This window comes from Amycolatopsis cynarae, assembly GCF_026802195.1.
GTDB classification, from domain to species: domain Bacteria; phylum Actinomycetota; class Actinomycetes; order Mycobacteriales; family Pseudonocardiaceae; genus Amycolatopsis_E; species Amycolatopsis_E rhizosphaerae.
The window spans coordinates 1,650,760-1,666,257 of the sequence record NZ_CP113836.1; the positions used below are offsets into that span (position 1 = coordinate 1,650,760).

Annotated in this window: 17 protein-coding genes and 1 pseudogene; 11 read left to right on the forward strand and 7 right to left on the reverse strand. The window is 65.6% G+C overall.

The annotated features are described in order from the left end of the window. Nucleotides 1-66: 66 nt before the first annotated feature. Both ORV05_RS08105 and ORV05_RS08110 read left to right on the forward strand, forming a co-directional pair. Nucleotides 67-516, forward strand: coding sequence for a MarR family winged helix-turn-helix transcriptional regulator (locus ORV05_RS08105; RefSeq protein ID WP_268757821.1), 450 nt, complete (start codon nucleotides 67-69; stop codon nucleotides 514-516). Between the two features lie 383 nt (nucleotides 517-899). After that, nucleotides 900-1,595: an alpha/beta hydrolase gene (locus ORV05_RS08110; RefSeq protein ID WP_268757822.1), complete on the forward strand. Its 696-nt coding sequence runs from the start codon at nucleotides 900-902 to the stop codon at nucleotides 1,593-1,595. Nucleotides 1,596-1,746: 151 nt separating this feature from the next. Here ORV05_RS08110 and ORV05_RS08115 read toward each other — a convergent pair whose 3' ends face one another. After that, nucleotides 1,747-1,995 carry a hypothetical protein gene (locus tag ORV05_RS08115; RefSeq protein WP_268757823.1) on the reverse strand — a complete coding sequence of 83 codons (249 nt, stop codon included), beginning with the start codon at nucleotides 1,993-1,995 and terminating at the stop codon, nucleotides 1,747-1,749. A gap of 152 nt (nucleotides 1,996-2,147) precedes the next feature. Beyond that, entirely contained in the window at nucleotides 2,148-2,573 is a 426-nt protein-coding gene (locus ORV05_RS08120; protein WP_268757824.1) for a winged helix-turn-helix transcriptional regulator, read from the reverse strand. Between the two features lie 74 nt (nucleotides 2,574-2,647). On the opposite strand from ORV05_RS08120, the gene ORV05_RS08125 reads away from it, so the two are divergent. Together ORV05_RS08125 and ORV05_RS08130 are read left to right on the forward strand one after the other, a co-directional pair. Beyond that, nucleotides 2,648-3,520: an alpha/beta fold hydrolase gene (locus ORV05_RS08125; protein WP_268757825.1), complete on the forward strand. Its 873-nt coding sequence runs from the start codon at nucleotides 2,648-2,650 to the stop codon at nucleotides 3,518-3,520. A gap of 28 nt (nucleotides 3,521-3,548) precedes the next feature. Further along, nucleotides 3,549-4,442 carry an alpha/beta hydrolase gene (locus tag ORV05_RS08130; protein ID WP_268757826.1) on the forward strand — a complete coding sequence of 298 codons (894 nt, stop codon included), beginning with the start codon at nucleotides 3,549-3,551 and terminating at the stop codon, nucleotides 4,440-4,442. A gap of 366 nt (nucleotides 4,443-4,808) precedes the next feature. Here ORV05_RS08130 and ORV05_RS08140 read toward each other — a convergent pair. Continuing rightward, nucleotides 4,809-5,234, reverse strand: a pseudogene (locus tag ORV05_RS08140) (transposase); the annotation flags it as partial. Nucleotides 5,235-5,567: 333 nt separating this feature from the next. Between ORV05_RS08140 and ORV05_RS36465 the strand changes: the two are divergent. The 3 genes from ORV05_RS36465 (at nucleotide 5,568) to ORV05_RS36470 (ending at nucleotide 6,782) form a co-directional block, all read left to right on the forward strand. Next, entirely contained in the window at nucleotides 5,568-5,666 is a 99-nt protein-coding gene (locus tag ORV05_RS36465) for a hypothetical protein (RefSeq protein WP_407652722.1), read from the forward strand. Between the two features lie 9 nt (nucleotides 5,667-5,675). Then, the gene (locus tag ORV05_RS08145; RefSeq protein ID WP_268757827.1) at nucleotides 5,676-6,083 is read left to right on the forward strand and encodes an Imm10 family immunity protein; all 408 of its coding nucleotides are present in this window, start codon (nucleotides 5,676-5,678) and stop codon (nucleotides 6,081-6,083) included. Nucleotides 6,084-6,311: 228 nt separating this feature from the next. Then, nucleotides 6,312-6,782: a DUF1963 domain-containing protein gene (locus ORV05_RS36470; RefSeq protein ID WP_407652723.1), complete on the forward strand. Its 471-nt coding sequence runs from the start codon at nucleotides 6,312-6,314 to the stop codon at nucleotides 6,780-6,782. A gap of 1,528 nt (nucleotides 6,783-8,310) precedes the next feature. Here the strand turns inward: ORV05_RS36470 and ORV05_RS08155 are convergent. After that, a complete protein-coding gene (locus tag ORV05_RS08155; RefSeq protein ID WP_268757828.1) occupies nucleotides 8,311-8,637 on the reverse strand; it encodes an ArsR/SmtB family transcription factor in 327 nt (108 codons plus the stop codon). 244 nt (nucleotides 8,638-8,881) lie between these two features. Between ORV05_RS08155 and ORV05_RS08160 the strand changes: the two genes are divergently transcribed. Together ORV05_RS08160 and ORV05_RS08165 are read left to right on the forward strand one after the other, a co-directional pair. Next, nucleotides 8,882-9,721, forward strand: a complete 840-nt coding sequence (locus tag ORV05_RS08160) for a Rossmann-fold NAD(P)-binding domain-containing protein (RefSeq protein ID WP_268757829.1) — start codon at nucleotides 8,882-8,884, stop codon at nucleotides 9,719-9,721. Between the two features lie 91 nt (nucleotides 9,722-9,812). Further along, nucleotides 9,813-10,193, forward strand: a complete 381-nt coding sequence (locus tag ORV05_RS08165) for a nuclear transport factor 2 family protein (RefSeq protein WP_268757830.1) — start codon at nucleotides 9,813-9,815, stop codon at nucleotides 10,191-10,193. A gap of 216 nt (nucleotides 10,194-10,409) precedes the next feature. On the opposite strand, the gene ORV05_RS08170 is transcribed toward ORV05_RS08165, so the two are convergent. After that, nucleotides 10,410-11,267 (reverse strand): LysR family transcriptional regulator, encoded by an 858-nt coding sequence (locus tag ORV05_RS08170; RefSeq protein ID WP_268757831.1) that lies wholly within the window; start codon nucleotides 11,265-11,267, stop codon nucleotides 10,410-10,412. A 99-nt stretch (nucleotides 11,268-11,366) separates the two neighbouring features. Here ORV05_RS08170 and ORV05_RS08175 point away from each other — a divergent pair, with 99 nt between their 5' ends. After that, on the forward strand, nucleotides 11,367-12,197 hold the full coding sequence (locus tag ORV05_RS08175; RefSeq protein WP_268757832.1) for a TIGR03620 family F420-dependent LLM class oxidoreductase: 831 nt from the start codon (nucleotides 11,367-11,369) through the stop codon (nucleotides 12,195-12,197). Between the two features lie 113 nt (nucleotides 12,198-12,310). Then, on the forward strand, nucleotides 12,311-12,613 hold the full coding sequence (locus ORV05_RS08180; protein WP_268757833.1) for an SDR family NAD(P)-dependent oxidoreductase: 303 nt from the start codon (nucleotides 12,311-12,313) through the stop codon (nucleotides 12,611-12,613). Between the two features lie 190 nt (nucleotides 12,614-12,803). Here ORV05_RS08180 and ORV05_RS08185 read toward each other — a convergent pair whose 3' ends face one another. Both ORV05_RS08185 and ORV05_RS08190 read right to left on the reverse strand, forming a co-directional pair. Continuing rightward, nucleotides 12,804-13,796, reverse strand: coding sequence for an LLM class flavin-dependent oxidoreductase (locus tag ORV05_RS08185; RefSeq protein ID WP_268757834.1), 993 nt, complete (start codon nucleotides 13,794-13,796; stop codon nucleotides 12,804-12,806). A 46-nt stretch (nucleotides 13,797-13,842) separates the two neighbouring features. Then, nucleotides 13,843-15,408: an AMP-binding protein gene (locus ORV05_RS08190; RefSeq protein ID WP_268757835.1), complete on the reverse strand. Its 1,566-nt coding sequence runs from the start codon at nucleotides 15,406-15,408 to the stop codon at nucleotides 13,843-13,845. Nucleotides 15,409-15,498: the final 90 nt, after the last annotated feature.

The following is a 15,498-nucleotide window of genomic DNA, read 5'->3' on the forward strand; positions in this document are numbered from 1 at the left end:
CCCTGGTGGCAAACTAGACCAGTAAGTAGACTACTTAGAACAGTAACTTGTCTAGTTGGAGACCCGATGTCGACCCCTCTCTCGCTCTTGCTGGCCATGGCCTTCCGGCTGCTCATCGATCGGTTGCACGAGCGCCTCGCCGCCGAGGGAGAACCGGTACGACCCGTGCACGGCTTCACGATCAGTCATCTGATGAACACCGGCGGGGCAACGGCGGTGGAACTGGCCGCCTATCTCGGCATCACCAAGCAAGGTGCCGCCCATATCGTCGGAGAACTGGAGCAGTCGGGACACGTCGAGCGCATCGACCACCCCACGGACAGGCGCAGTCGCCTGGTCGTCGTAACCGAGAAGGGGAGGTCGCTGGTGACCCGTGCGGCTCAGATCTGGGCCGAAGAGGAGGCGAACTGGGCCAACCTCGTAGGCGCCGACCGGCTCGAAGACGTGCGCGACGCGCTGCAGACCTTCGTGACCGCAGGCGGCGACGAAGCCTTCCGCCTACGGCCAGTCTGGTAACCGGTTTGGTTTCCGGATTCCAGGTCCTCAGCGTCGATCGAAGCGGGCGTGAAGTCCACGGACTCGGGCAGCCCTCCGCGCCGCGCTGAGCGGGCGGCCGAACGTGTCGAGTTGACGTTGCCGTGCATGCCCGAGGACGGCTCGCAGAACGGCATCGCGGGTACCGAAGTGGTAGATCAGCATGCGGGCGGAGGTGCCGGTAACCGTGGCCAGCGGGCCGAGCCGGCCGGGGAGGCCGTGGGCCAGGGCGTAATCGGTGCAGGGTCGAGCAGTCGTAGTCGGATGTCCGGCTGCGGCCGTCTACACAGTGTGCGATCTGTTCACGTAACAGTGATTATGTCTAGCGTCGCACAGAAGAAATCACGGTAGCGGTGGAGGTGGCGATGAAGGTCGTGTTCGTGCATGGGGCCTGCGTACGGGACGGGTCGTGGTGGTGGCACCGCACCGTCGCGCTGCTGGAGGAGCGAGGGGTGGCGAGCGTGGCGCCGGCGCTGCCGAGCTGCGGCGAGACAGGGCGGTCCGCGGGCGCCGACGGGCCGGGGCTACCGGAGGACGTCGCAGCGGTGCGGCAAGTGCTGCGGGAGGACGACGAGCCGACCGTGCTCGTCGCCCACAGCTACGGCGGCATTGTCACCGCGGAAGCGGCCGCAGGATTCGGGTCGGTGCGCCACGTGCTGCTGGTCTCCAGCTACCTGCCCGAGGTCGGGCAAAGCCTATCGGAGTTCGGGGACGGTGGCCCTGCCCCGTTTCTCGATGTCGACCCCGATGCCGGGACCTTCGGGGTCCGACCCGAACTGCTCGTGAGCACGTTCCTGCAGGACTGCGACCCCGACGTTCAGGCGCAGGCGTCGCAGCACCTCGCCCGGCAGAGCCTGCAGGTGACCCACCAGCCGGTCGGGGCGGCCGCGTGGCAGCAGGTGCCCTCAACTTATCTCGTCTGCACCAAGGACCGGGGCACGCCGCCACGGTTACAGCGCGAGTTCGCCCGCCGGGCCGGCAGCGTCGTTGAGCTCGACACCGGCCACCACCCATTCCTGTCCCAGCCCGCCGCAGTCCGAGACCTGGTGCTGAGCCTCTGACGGCGGACACGTAAGAGCCGGCCGGCACCAACCACCCGACTCACCGACGGCCTGGTCCATGGATGCGGCACACGGCTTTAGTACCGATATCTTGTGTTATAGGTAGCAATCCGCGGGCCTGGGTGGGGCTCCGGGGCTTTCCGATGTCTTATCACTCGTGGAGTGCATCCCTGTCAGGGTGATCGAGGCTCGTCTGCCCATGCCCCTGGCTGTCGTCACGTAGGAACTTCAAGGCCGTCACTGGGGCTCGCAGAATGTGGCTGTTCCTCTCCATTACGGCGGCCTCCATCTCGCTGATGGTCCAGATGACGACATCGCCTTCGGTCTTGATCAGGATGATCGATCCCAGGCGGACGACGGCGTTGGTCTGCTCCTTCACGACCGTGAGCAGGGCGGCCACTGCCTCGGCCTTCGCCTTGTCGATGTCCGCCTGGCGCTTGCCTAAGGGCTGTCTCGTAACCCCGCTGGAGGGCGGGGTGGACGGGTGTGATAGTTGATCTTGACGCTCTCACCACGCGGTCACGCGGCCGCGACGGGTGAGGGCTCGATCGATTACGGCATTTCCCCGCGATGGTCACCTCCTGAATGGTCCGCCACAGCACGGCTGTGCTCCTGGATGTCGGCCATGTTGGCCTCCGCCCATTCGCGCAGAGCCCGCAGTGGGACCGCCAGGGATTCGCCCCGTTCGGTGAGCTTGTAGTAGACGCGAGGAGGTGATGTCGCCTCGACGCGGCGATCGAGCAGACCGTCTTGTTCCAGGGAGCGGAGTGTCTGCGCGAGCATCTTCTGCGACACACCGGTCATACCGCGCTTGAGTTCGGTGAACCTGAGCTCACCGGTTGCCTTGGACAACAGCAGCACGAGCATCGTCGTCCACTTCGAGCCCACCCGGTCGAGGAGAAGACGGGTCGGGCAGGCCGGGTCGAACAGGTCTCCCCGGCGTGCCCTGGTTACCTCGGGGTGATCTGGTTTCGGCAAAGTGCCTCCTTGTCGGGATCACGGCGGGTTAATACGGTTACCTGGTATCTAACAGTAACCCAAAAGGAACGGTGATGCGCTCCACTCGCCTGGTCCCGCACATCAAGGGAGCAGATGTCCACCGCCTGACGGTCAGCGGGCGCGACCTCGTGGTCGAGACCGCCGGACATGGTCCCGCAGTGCTCCTGTTGCACGGGTTCCCGCACACCCGCGCCGTGTGGCGCGATGTCGCCCCCGTCTTGACACGTAACGGTTTCAGTGTGATCGTTCCCGACCTTCCCGGACTCGGCGACAGCGATCCGGCCGCGGCGGGTTGCGGCGCACCGGCTCTGGCCGGCGTCATGGCCGGACTTCTCGACGCCCTCCACGTCCATCGAGCTCACGTGGTCGGCATCGACCTCGGTGTCACAACGGCCTTCGCACTGGCCGCCGTCCGGGCCGAACGCGTCATCAGCCTGGTGCTGAGCGAGGGCCTGGTGGGCGAACTTCCCGGCGCTGAGGACTTTCTCCGGCACGGGCCGCCCTGGTGGTTCGGATTCCACCAGGCGCCGGGCAAACTCGCCGAAGCCGTCCTCGTGGGGAACGAGGAACGCTACCTCCGCCATTTCCTCACCGGGGGAAGCCGCCGGGGTCTCGATGACGACCTGACACAGGTCATCGTTGCCGCGTACCGCGGCGAAGACTCGCTCGGCAACGCGTTCGACCACTACCGCGCGATGCCGTCCACGGCGAGGTGGATCAGCGAATGGGCCGCGGGCAACAGGCTCTCGGCACCCGTCCTCGCTGTCGGAGGCGGCGCGGTCGGCGAAGCCACGGCCCGCCAGCTCTCCGGCGTCTCGGACCACCTCACCACACACCTCCTGCCGCAATCAGGCCACATCGTGCCGGTTGACGAACCTGAGGTCTTCGCCGACCTCATCACCGCGCACGCGGGCAACCACCACTGAGCCGAAGTGAAGGAAGAACAACACCGTCATGACGCGTGAGCAACGAGAAGAGATCCGGCGGCTTCGGCAGAAATCACCGCTCGATCTGGGTGGAGATGTCGCGCTACAGCGACCTCTGTTCGAGGAGTTGTTGTCCGCGCATCCGGTTCCCCCGGACATCGTTGTCGACGAACTCGACCTCGACCGCGTACCCGCGCTGTCCGTCACAGTGGCGGACACGCCCTGCGAGGGGACGACACTCTATTTCCATGGAGGCGCCTTCACCTTCGGGTCCGCGCGCAGCTCACTCGGGATCGTCGCCGACCTCGCCCGGCGATCACGAACCCGGGTGGTCACCGTCGACTACCGGCTGGCGCCCGAACATCCTGCCCCCGCGGCGGTCGACGACGCGCGGCACGCCTACGAGACCTTGCTGACAACGGGGCAGGACCGCGGAAAGATCGTCGTGGCAGGTGAATCCGCGGGCGGCGGTGTCGCCCTGGGACTACTGGCTTCGCTGCCGGCCACGAGCACGCCCGCGGCCGGCGTTCTGCTGTCGCCGTGGGTCGATCTCACACTCAGCGGCGGCTCGATGACAACACGAGCCGCCGATGATTACATCGTCAGCCGCGAAGCCCTCGCCCGTCGTGTCAGGGACTACGTCGGCGACCCCGCCGCCGCGCACCGGCACAGCCCGTTGTTCGAGCGACTTGACGGCCTGCCCCCGATGCTCATCCAGGTAGGAACGCACGAGGTGCTCCTCGATGACGCCACCCGGCTCGCGATGCGACTGGCCGACGCCGACGTCTCGGTCATCCTGGACCTCACCGCTGAGGTCACGCACGTTTTCCAAGCATTCGCCCCGATTCTCGACGAAGCCGCCGCGGCGATGAACCGGGCGGCGGCCTTCATCCGAACCGCGGTGTCGCCCGGCCAGACATAGCGATGCGGCCGGGAAGCGTCACGGGATTTCTTAGCCGGCGTGCGCGCAGCGGCTTTCCTTGGCGGATGCCGCCGCGCGCCTCGTCCTGAGAGCTCGTCCTTGATCCCGGTGTTGAGCCTGGCCAACATGCAGCCGCTGCCACACCCCGGCCTTCCTTCCGCGTAGGTGGTCCCGGTACGGGTCGACCATGCAGGCCCGGTACTTGGGGACTCGCTGGATGCGCTCCGGTGTCGCCGCGCGGGCGTACCGCTTGACTGTGTTCAGCGTCAGGCCGAGACGGCGTGAGCAGTCCAGCAGCCCGACTCCGGCCTTGAGCAGAGCATGGATCTGTTGCCACCGGTGGAGGGTGGCCTCAGCATGCGTTCCCGCCGAGATCTCCCCGGCAGTCAACCCTTTCGCATACAGCGACAGCGCAACCTCGTCCACACTGCCCAGGCGCCGCTGCCGCTTCTTCACGATCTCCGGCTCGAAAGCGCCCTCCCGGTCCGCCGGCACCGCGATCTCGATACCACCGACCGCATCCGAGATCACCGTCTTCACCCGATACCCGTTCCGCACATTCCCCGACTCACGACCTGCCCCGGCGCGGTTCTTCTCATGCCCGAGATGAGCGGCCTTTTCCTCGTTCAACGCTGTTTCCAACACGTTCTTGGTGAACAGCTTCAGCAGCCCGTCCGGGCCGGTCAGGTCCAGCCCTTTCTCCCGGGCCAACGCCACCATCTCCACGGCGGCGGCCTGTTCCGGCGACAACGACCGCCCCGACTTGTTGATCTTCTTCCGGTCTGTGCTCATAGCATCAGAGACCATCACTCACAGTGCCCATCCCGCCGGACCTACATCCGGCGCGTCAGGCTGGAGACACCGTTACCGAGACAGTCCCTTGCGCGTGGAGCAAATCCTGGCACCTACTATGCGGGTCGTGGGATGCCAGCAGAGAAGGCGCAGGGGCCGTGGAAGGGTGGCATGGCGACTCACACGGAGGCGCGTGCAACTCGCGTCGCCGGATCTCCTTGGCCGTACTGGAAGGCTGGCGGCGATCCACTACTGGGTCGGGCTCCGGCCATTGAAGGTGATACCTACTACGTTGAAGGGCAGTTGCCCCCGTGTAGCTGGTGCCAAGTTGCGATGGAGGAGGCGGCCGCCAACACTCGAACGAACTGGGTCTATAGCTGGCTTGATGACAGTGGAGTTCGACAATTCTGGTGGCGTGGACCAAATGGGTAGGAGAGTTAAGTGATCTCGATCGTTGCCCGAGCGGCCGGTGTCGAGGAGGAGCCTCCTCTGCTCCTGGTGGGGATTGCGGAGTCGGAGGACGGAGGAGGACGAGCCTTCCACTTCCAGTGCGACCTTCGGAGAAACGAGTACGAGGAAAACAGTAACTGGCCTGAGGGTGAGAGCTACTGTGTGTCGAACGAGGGTGGTTTCACTCGATTTGGTTGCGTGAGCGAGATTGAGTTGAAAGGTAATGTAATTAGGGTTGTCTTCACGGAGGGAGCTGTCCGCGACCTTCGCCTGGCGGACTCTGAGTACGAGTTTCAGTTCGTGAGCGAGGAAGTCGATATGGGTGAGATTGTGCGCGAGCTTCGTAGGATTCTGACTTGTGGGCGACCGGAATACCACCCTCGCTTCTTGGGGATGTAGTCCGAGATTTCTCGGAAGTTCTCAGCTGCTCTGTTCGGGATTTTTGTTGCCATCGCCTTGGGGTGCTGGCGTCAGTGATATTCCCGATACGCGCAAAGTGGCGGCCCCAACGGTCTTATCGCCGGTGGGGCCGTCACTTTGCGGGCTGGGAGGTTCTGGCGGCAGTAGTTGACGGCAACGTCAGCGGATCGATGCTGCAAGATGGCGGATTGGGATGGTGATCGGGGAGTGGCCGAGGGGGAGTGGCTGGTGGTCGCCTGGCAGGATGCGGGAGTGCTCGATCACGTAGATCAGCTCGGTGAGATTGCGCGGCTACGGCCGCCGCAAGCGGTTGCCGAAACCTGGACCGCGTTGCTGCGTCCAGCGGTACGTCTCGTCTCCGCGGGCGGTGGGGTGGCCGTGGGCCACTTGGGCGGTAACCCGTCGTTGCCGGTAGGGATGCCGTGGCCGGTAGGGATGCCGTGGCCGGTATGGCCGGAGGGGCTGCTCACGCATGTGGCGACTCTGGACTGCGGGAGCTTGCCGCGGGAGGCGATCGATATTCCGTTTCCCGCTGCCGGTCGCCTGTTGTTCTTCGCGAAGAAGGCCGCCGATTTTCCCAGGAACTCGTTCTCCTGCTCCAGTTCCCGGACGCGCCGCTCCAACTCTTTCAGCCGCGCACGGTCCGAAACCGGCAATTCCTCCTCGTCGGCGGGGTGACCGTCGCTCGGCCGCCTCCCGGAATTCCGGCGAGTACCGCGAACGTCTCTATGTCACAACGACCAACGTTGAGGCACTAGAATGTGCCCTGTGTGATTAGAGGAAGCAGCAAGTCCAGGCGTTGCCGAGCCCGATCGGCAAGGGCGCCGGGTATTGAGTACTGGAAACATGCCATGGCGATTAGTTCTAGGGGACGGCGGCTGATGGACTTGTGGAGTTTGATAGGAGGGCTGTCTCTCGCCAGGATGCGGCCCATCCTTGAGGTTGCCGGGGCCGCAGGCCTGGCAGAGATCGATGACATAGTTGCAGGGTGTAGTGCTCCAGGGTTTCCTGGAAATGCGGAGAAGGTCACTTCGCTGAGGAGTTGGCGAAGTGAGATTGGCCACCTCGAGAACTCGTCCGCGCCGACCTATTTTCAATCGACAGCTGCTGGTGTAGCGATTCTGGTGGCGTCGCAAGGGTTGCCCGCAAGCGATCGAGAGTGGAAGATCAGGTCAAGTGTGGGGAACTTTTGGGATTCCTGCGATGACCTGTTAAATTCCGGCGGTGGATACTCAAGGGTAGAGTTTCAGGGAATTAAGACGACTCTGCGAGGAGTTGAGGAAATCTGGCGAGATGGGGATATTCGCCTCCTTTCCGATCAGGGAGTCGATGTTGTGGAAGTCTACGCTGAACGCCTCTCTAGGATCCGCTCAAATTACGGGAAACGACGGCAGATTGCGCGAGTTGTGGCGGAGTGTGCTGGGTGGAGTATTTCGAGCAGTTCTCTGTAATCTCATAAAGGGCTACCGAAATCTCGCGGGCAGGTGTGGTTCGACGACCGTGCAAGCGACGGCGGCCTGACGCCCGGCCCGGACTTTCGTGAATGGTACCTGAGATGGCTGTACGACGAGGGGTAGACCAAGCCCTCGGCAGGCTTGGCGCAAACGGATACAGTGGGAGAAGGAGAAATCAGGAGAGTTGGACTTTCTGGTGATACCGCGAAGTACAGCGAACCGAGTAAAGGACCCGATTTACGCTGGGGTTTCTCTGTTTCCGTAGTCCAAAGAATTGCGGAAGCGACCCTGGGGGTCAAGGGGTCGCAGGTTCAAATCCTGTCGTCCCGAAGGTCTGAAGAGCCCGCTGGCTCTGGGCGAAAGCCCAGGTCGGCGGGCTTTTTTGCGTTCGGTTGTGGATCTCGATCGGCTGTCCATTGTGGTCTGACGAGAGGTCAACAAGGGGGTGAAGGAGAAAATCAGGAGACGATCACGGATCGGCGTTGACCCAAGGGCATATGGGTCGCGTTAATGGCCTTTCCTTTGTGAAATATGACGAACGCCACTGAACTGACCTCAACGGTGTGGAACGGGTCGATCGTGACCGGCACCAAGTTCGGCCGTGTCGCCTGCGACACGGCCGAGGCCCAGACAAACCTCGCCGATCTGTCCAAACCGGCTGTCCTGTTCGTTCCTCTAGACCCTGGCGAGGTGGCCGAGTCCGAGGGCAACCTCGGCCACCTCCGCACCCGCGAGGGCGTGACGTTCGCTGGTCAGGAGCTTCCTCCTAAGGCGAGGACGGCGTCGAGCAGCCCGGGGAAGCGTTTTTCCACCTCGTCCCGACGGACCGCCATGATGCGACGTCGTCCTTCTGCGACTGTCCTGACCAGCCCGGCCTCTCTCAAGACACGGCAGTGGTGCGAGATTGTCGCATTGCTCAGACCCAGATCGACCTTCTCCACCACGACCGCACAGTCAACCGGTTCCAGGTGCCGGTAGAGCTCGGTCATCATCGCCCGTCTGCCCGGTTCGGCGAGTGCGCTCAGGATCATGGTGAGATCCAGCGACTCGATCGAAGGTCCGGGAAGCGTTCGTGACACGGAGACCTCCACTCCTTCGTTTGACGCTCATCTAACTATAGCGTACGGTCCTCCCTATCGATGCTTAGCTAACCATCGAACTATGGGCGTGGTGGTGCTCCCCGTTCGATACCCGCCAGCGCGTTGACGACGTCCCACCCCCAGGCCCAGGGTCCGTGAAGACACCGAAGGAGACATTGTGCCTACTGCTGCGGCCGACACCCGGTACCACCGGCCTGCGGATGATCCGGGACCTGGTGTTCTCGTGACCGGCGGGACCGGCAAGGTCGGCCGAGAACTGGTTACGCTTCTGCGCGGTCGCGGCGTGCCGGTGCGGGTGGCCAGCCGCGCGCCGGCCGCCGAAGACCCGGACGCGGTGCCCTTCGACTGGTTCGATCGCGACACCCAGGCCGCCGCGCTGGACGGGCAGGGCCGGATCTTCCTTGTCACCCCGCCGAACGCCGCCGACCCGGCGGGCCCTGTGATTCCCTTCCTGGACGAAGCTTACCGTCGTGGCGTGCGCACAGTCGTGTTGCTGAGCTCCGCTGTTCCTCTGCAGTCCCGCGCACCAGAACTGGCTGCTCGCGTCCGCGACCAGCCCGGCGGAATCGTGCTGCGTCCGTCCGGGTTCATGCAGAATTTCCTCAGCCCGCATCCAGTGGGGCGGCAAATCCTGCGAGACGGCGAAATTCGCACCGCCAGTGGTGAGGGCCGCGTGGGGTGGATCGATGTACGCGACGTCGCGGCCTGCGCCGCCGCGTTGCTGGTGACTGATCGGACCGAGACCGAGGTGGATCAACGCGACTACCTGCTCACCGGCCCCCAGGCCCTGAGTTACACCGAAGCGGCGGCGGTCATTTCCGCGACCGCCGGAAAGCTGGTCCGGGTGGTCCACACCGACGAGGATGCGCTGGCCGCGGACCTGCAAACCGTCGGGTTCTCCCCAGAATTCGCCGCGATCTACGCCAGGGCCGATGCCGGTGCCCGATCGGGCCGCGACGACGTGGTCAGCACCGTGGTGCCCGACCTGACGGGCCGGCCGGCCCGCACGTTCGAACAGTTCGTCCGGGACCACGCGGCCCGATGGTCCACGGCAACCGCGTGAGCGCACACCCGGCTCGGTCCGGTCACCGCCCTACTCCACGCCCCGTCCATCCCGACGTAGTGAACCACGATCACCCGGTGAGGAACGCACAATGAACACAACCGCACACGACCTCGGCAGCCGCGCCTACGCCGCCTTGCTGGCTGGAAACTGGCCGACCCTGCGCACGTTGCTGCATGACGACGCAACCTGGACCCTGCCTGGCGACCACGCCCTGTCCGGCACCACGGTCGGTGCTGATGCCGTCATCGCCCAGATGCGGAAAGTGGCCGACTACGGCGTCCAATTCCGGCTGGAACGCCTGCTGACAAGCCGAGACAACCTGGCACTGCTACAGCACAACACCGGCCACCGTGGCGATGTCGTCCTCGGCGAACACCTCGCCACGGTCTGCCGGCTACGCGATGGACGCATCGCCGAGATCGAAACGTTCGCCGATGACGTACCGGGAATGAACGCCTTCTTCGTCTGATGCCTCAGCAACGTGACGCCCTGGCATGAACATCCTGACCTTGACCGGCGCCGGCCGGGCCGGTCGCGTCGCGGGAACCGCGAACACCGTCCGGCAGCGGCGCCAGGACTGCAGACAGCCGAACCGGACGGTGCAGGCCATCGTGACCGTCTCCACACCGGGGCGGCTGACCGGTCGCTGTGGTTGGCGAACCTGTCTGGTGTGGACGGTGCCGGGTCAGCCGGTGGCGTCGTCGCGAAAGGCCGCGACCGCGCATTCCGCCGCGTTGCCCGCGTTTTCCGCGCCGACGACGATGCAACCGGTGATCGTGATCGCCGGCTCCAGCGGGATCGCCCGGACCCGCGACGAGCGGATCTCGGCGACCTGGTCGGCGGGCAGCACCGTCCAGCTCCGCGGCTCCGAGCCGACTTCGACGATCGTGTCCTGCAGCGTGCCGGTCGGCCGGCCCGCTCTCCGGTGCAGCCCGGCATCGCGCAGTGCCGCGACCACGGTGTCATGCTCGTGGGCGGGAACGCGTAGCGTGTCGCCGGCCAGGTCGGCGAGGCCGACGGCGCTCCGCTGCGCGGCTGGGTGGTGCTTCGACACCACCGCGAACAGGCGTTCGGTCCAGGTCGGCAGCACCGTGAGCCCCGGCACGGACCGCGCGCCGCGAGTCAGCGCCAGGTCGAGCTCGCCCTGCCGGAGCGCGTTGAGCCGGACCTCGACCGGCAGATCGACCAGCACGACGTCGAACTCGGGCGCCCGCGCGCGGAGGGCGTCGATCCCGCGTTCCAGCCGGGCGGTCATGCCGGCGGCGGTGCCGATGCGCACGGTTGTCATGACCTGCTGCGCCGCGAGCTGCACTTGGTTGGCCGCCGCGAGCGTGGTGCGCGCCGCGTCGAGCACCCGCCGCCCGGCCGCGGTGAGCCGGACCCGCCGCGGTGACCGGTCGAGGAGCCGGACGCCGAGTTCCCGCTCCAGTCGGGCGATCTGCTGGCTGACCGCGGGCTGCGCGATGTGCAGCCGCTCGGCGGCCCGGCCGAAGTGCAGTTCGTCGGCGACGGTGACGAAATAGCGCAGTGCCCGCAGCTCCATGGTGCCCACCCGGTCCGGCTTCGACGATAAGCAAAGCTTATCGCAGCGCGTACCGGTTGCTGCTGGCGCGCGTCACTCCCTGGTGCTGAAGTCGTGATCATGACGATCGAACTCGGACCACTCGGTGCCTACCTGACCGCGGCGGACGCGACCGCGGCGGACGCCGTCGCACTGGAAGACACCGGCTACAGCGCGATCTGGCTGGCCGCGTCGCCAGCCGCTGACCTCCTCGCGGCAGAGCGGCTGCTCGACGCCACCGACCGGATCGTGGTCGGCACCAGTGTGCTCAACGTGTGGCAGGAAAACGCCGAAGAGGTCGCGGACTCCTACCACCGAATCGAGGCGAAGTACACCGATCGGCTCCTCATTGGCATCGGTGCCGGCCATCGGGAGATCAACGCCGGATACACCTCGCCCGTGCCGAAGGTCGCGAGCTACCTGGACGTCCTGGCCGCGGCCGGTGTTCCCGCCGACCGCGTGCTGCTGGCTGCGCTCGGCCCGAAGATGCTCCGGCTGGCGGCCGAACGCGCGGCGGGCACGCTCACCCTCCAGGTGACGCCCGAGCACACCCGGCGCGCCCGGAAGGCTCTCGGGCCAGACAAGCTGGTGGTGCCCGGCCACGGCGTGGTGCTGGACACCGACGCCGAACGGGCCCGGGAGGCCGCCCGCGCGGGCGTGCGGCCGATCCTCGGCATCGCCAACTACGCCACCAACCTCCGGCGGATCGGCTACACCGATCAGGACCTCACCGAGCCGTTCAGCGACCGGTTGATCGACGAGCTCGTGCTGCACGGCGACGAGGGGGCTGTCGCGGCCGGCGTCCACGCGGAGCTGACGGCGGGCGCGGATCACGTCGGCCTGCACGCGATGGGCGAGGACCCGATCGGTGCCCTGCGCGCGGTCGCGCACGTCGTCCACGACAAGCAGTGACCGATGTCCCTCCGGCGAGCTACGCCGCATGTTCGCGAAACGGGGACCCGCGGCCTCGGCTCCGACCGCTAGCCTTTCGCGTCGTTCCCTCCGCGGCGAAAAGGAAAGTGATCATGCCGCGGACTTCCGCCGACATCCCCGACCAGCGAGATCGCATCGCCGTGATCACCGGCGCCAATTCGGGGGTCGGCTTCGAGACTGCGCGGATGCTCGCCGAAAAGGGAGCGCACGTGGTGCCGGCGTGCCGGCATCCCGAAAGGGCCGCGGCCGCGTGTGACGGGATCCGCCTGGCCGTACCGGATGCCGAGCTCCGCAGCGTCCGGCTGGACCTCGCGGACGCCGCTTCCGTCGCGACGCGGCGGCGGTGTTCGGTCGCGAATTCGACCATGATGTGCGGCTTCCGCAGCGCCACATAAGGCCGATACCGGCCGTATCGCTCCTGACGATACGGCCGGAATCCCGATGAAATTCGTGGAAACGACGAGATCGCCCGAAGAGGTCTCGCTGGTGAAACGCAACGTGGGCGTCGGCATGGGAACAACGGTCTGATAGGGGTGCACCGCCAGCTCGGCTCCGCACCGGCACTCGGGAACGCCGCTGAAATGGCTACTGGGCGTCGACCTTCGGCAGGATCTCTTCCTTCAATCGTTTGAGGTCGTCGAGCGTCTTGGCGACCGGGACGTCCTGGAACGGCGGCCACAGCAGCGGCATCGTGAGCCCGGCCTCCTGGTACCGCTTGAGCCGGTCGGTGAGCTGTGCGGCGGTTCCCACCAGCAGGTTGGTGAGTTTGCCGTTCGGTGACTGATCCGTTTCTTCGTCCGTGATGACGAACCAGAGCATGCTGCAGATGTCGAGTTCGTCGACCCGCCGCGAGCTGCCCATCTCTTCGAGTTCCTGCTGGATGGCGCCGCGCCACCGGCTGAGCTCGTCTGGCGTGTCCTGGATTCCGATCCAGCCCGACAGACCATATTTCGCGATGCGCAGAGCTGAACGCTTCGGATCCTTGAGTCCGCTGAAGTAGATCGGCGGATGCGGATCCTGCACGGGTTTCGCACCGAACCCGCAACTGTCGAAGTCGGCGAATTCTCCGTGGTATTCGAAGAGCTCGTTGGTCCAGATGCCCTGCATGATCTCGATCGTCTCGCGCACATGCTTGTGCCGCTTCGGGTAGATGTGCGAGGCGCTCGCGGCGGCGAACTCCTCGGGCATCCAGCCGGCCCCTACGCCGACGTTGAGCCTGCCGTTCGAGAGGTGGTCTATGGTCGCGAGCTCCGCGGCGAGGACTCCGGGCGCACGGAACGGGGTGTCGATGATGCTCATGCCGATCCGGACGTTGGTCGTCTTCGCGGCCAGCCAGGGAATCAGGGGCATCCCCTGGAGGAACTCGCCTCGCGCGGAGACCGGCAGGCCTTTGGGAAAACCGTCCATCATGCCGAACGAGTACTGGAGTTCCTCGCGGTCGGAAGCTTCCGGGACGACGATCCGGTCGAGCGTCCACACCGAGTCGAAGTCGAGCTGCTCGGCGGTTTTGGTGAGGTCTTCGAGCTCCCGGACGGTCACTTTGTCCCGAAAGTTCGGCAGGTAGAGAGCGAGCTTCATGACTGACGTCCTCCTTGGCACCTGGAATGGTTTGTCGATGACTGCATCAGCGTGGAGAATCAATAGTCCGGAGGACCTTCTTGTCGAGCTTGCCGACTGCGGTCAGCGGCAGGGTTTCGACAAGCCTCACCTTCTTCGGGACCTTGTAGCGGGATAACTGCTCTCGGCAGTGGGCCGTAACGACATCCGGATCGATGGTGCGGTTGGGGGAGGCGACGATGAACGCGACGACTGCTTCTCCCCACACCGGGTCCGGTATTCCGACGACGGCGACTTGGCCCACGCCGTCGACCTGGGCGATGACGTTCTCGACCTCGCTGGAATAGACGTTCATCCCGCCGGTGATGATCATGTCGTTCTTGCGGTCGACGAGGTAGAGATAGCCCTCGTCGTCGACCCAGCCGAGATCGCCTGTGTGCAGCCAGCCGTCCCGGACGGTCTGCGCCGTCTTCTCCCGCAGGCCGTGGTACCTGATCATCGTGTACGGCGTGCGGGCAATGACTTCGCCGACGGTTCCGGTAGGGCATTCGTTGCCTTCGTCGTCGACGATGCGAACCCGCGCGAGGGCGACCGGGCGGCCGCAACTGGTCAGGCGTTGCGGCTTCGTGGGGTCGTGGTCTTCGCGAGTCAGCCGGGTGATGAAATTCGGCGCTTCGGATTGACCGTAGAGCTGCATGAAAACCGGACCGAAAGTCGCCAGGCCCTGGGTGAGCCGCTCCGGGGTGATCGGTGCCGCGCCATACAGAATCGTCCGCAGTGCCGAAAAATCGAGGTCGCGCTCGCGAGAGATCGTCGCGACATGGTCGAGTAGCCGGTAGATCATCGTCGGCACGGCGAACAGGAATGTCACGCGGTCGCGCTCGATACGCTCCACGACCATCCCGGGAGAGAAGCCCGGCTCGACGAACGAGTGCGCGCCCTTCACCATCCCGGCCTGCAGGTGGAACCCCGCCGAATGAGGAAGCGGCGAGGTGAGCAGAAGCCGTTCGTCGTCGCCGAACCCGATTTCGACGACGTGGCCGAGCACGTTGACCGCGAGTCCCTGCTGGGTGTGCACGACACCCTTGGGTTCACCAGTGGTTCCCCCGGTGTAGATGATCAAACCGACGTCGGACGGCGCGACCGCGACCTCGGGTGGGGTCGCCGCACCGTGCCCGATGGCTGCTTCCCACGACACCGTGCCCGGCGGGCACGGTGTCGGTGCCGGACCGACGATCACGAGCGTGCGCAGCGGAATCTCGGGATCGGCCAGCGCGGCACGGGCGTTGGGCAGCTGCGAGGGAGTCGCGATCGCGACCACGGCTCCGCTGTCGCGCAGGATGTACTGCGACTCGCGGCGGCCGAGCATGTCATTGAGCGGCACCTTCGCGCCGCCACACCGCAGCACCGCCTGGTCGGCGACGACGTACTCGACTCCGTTGCCCATCATGAGCGCGACCGGCGTGCCTGGAGAGATCCCGTTGTCGTGAAGGAATCGAGCCAATCCGTTGGCCTGTTCGACGACCTCGCGGTAGGAGAGCGTGATGCCCTCCGAGGTGACGGCAGGCTGGCTGGCGAAACGGTCGAGCGCGGGCACGAACAGGTCGCGCAGTGTCAATGAACCGGAGGTCATCGGACTCCCTCTGCGGAGATCGTCAGGGCGCCGTCCTGGTGCTCGGCGCAGGGACAGCGGGTTTGATGCGGTGGCCGTCGGCGGGAACAC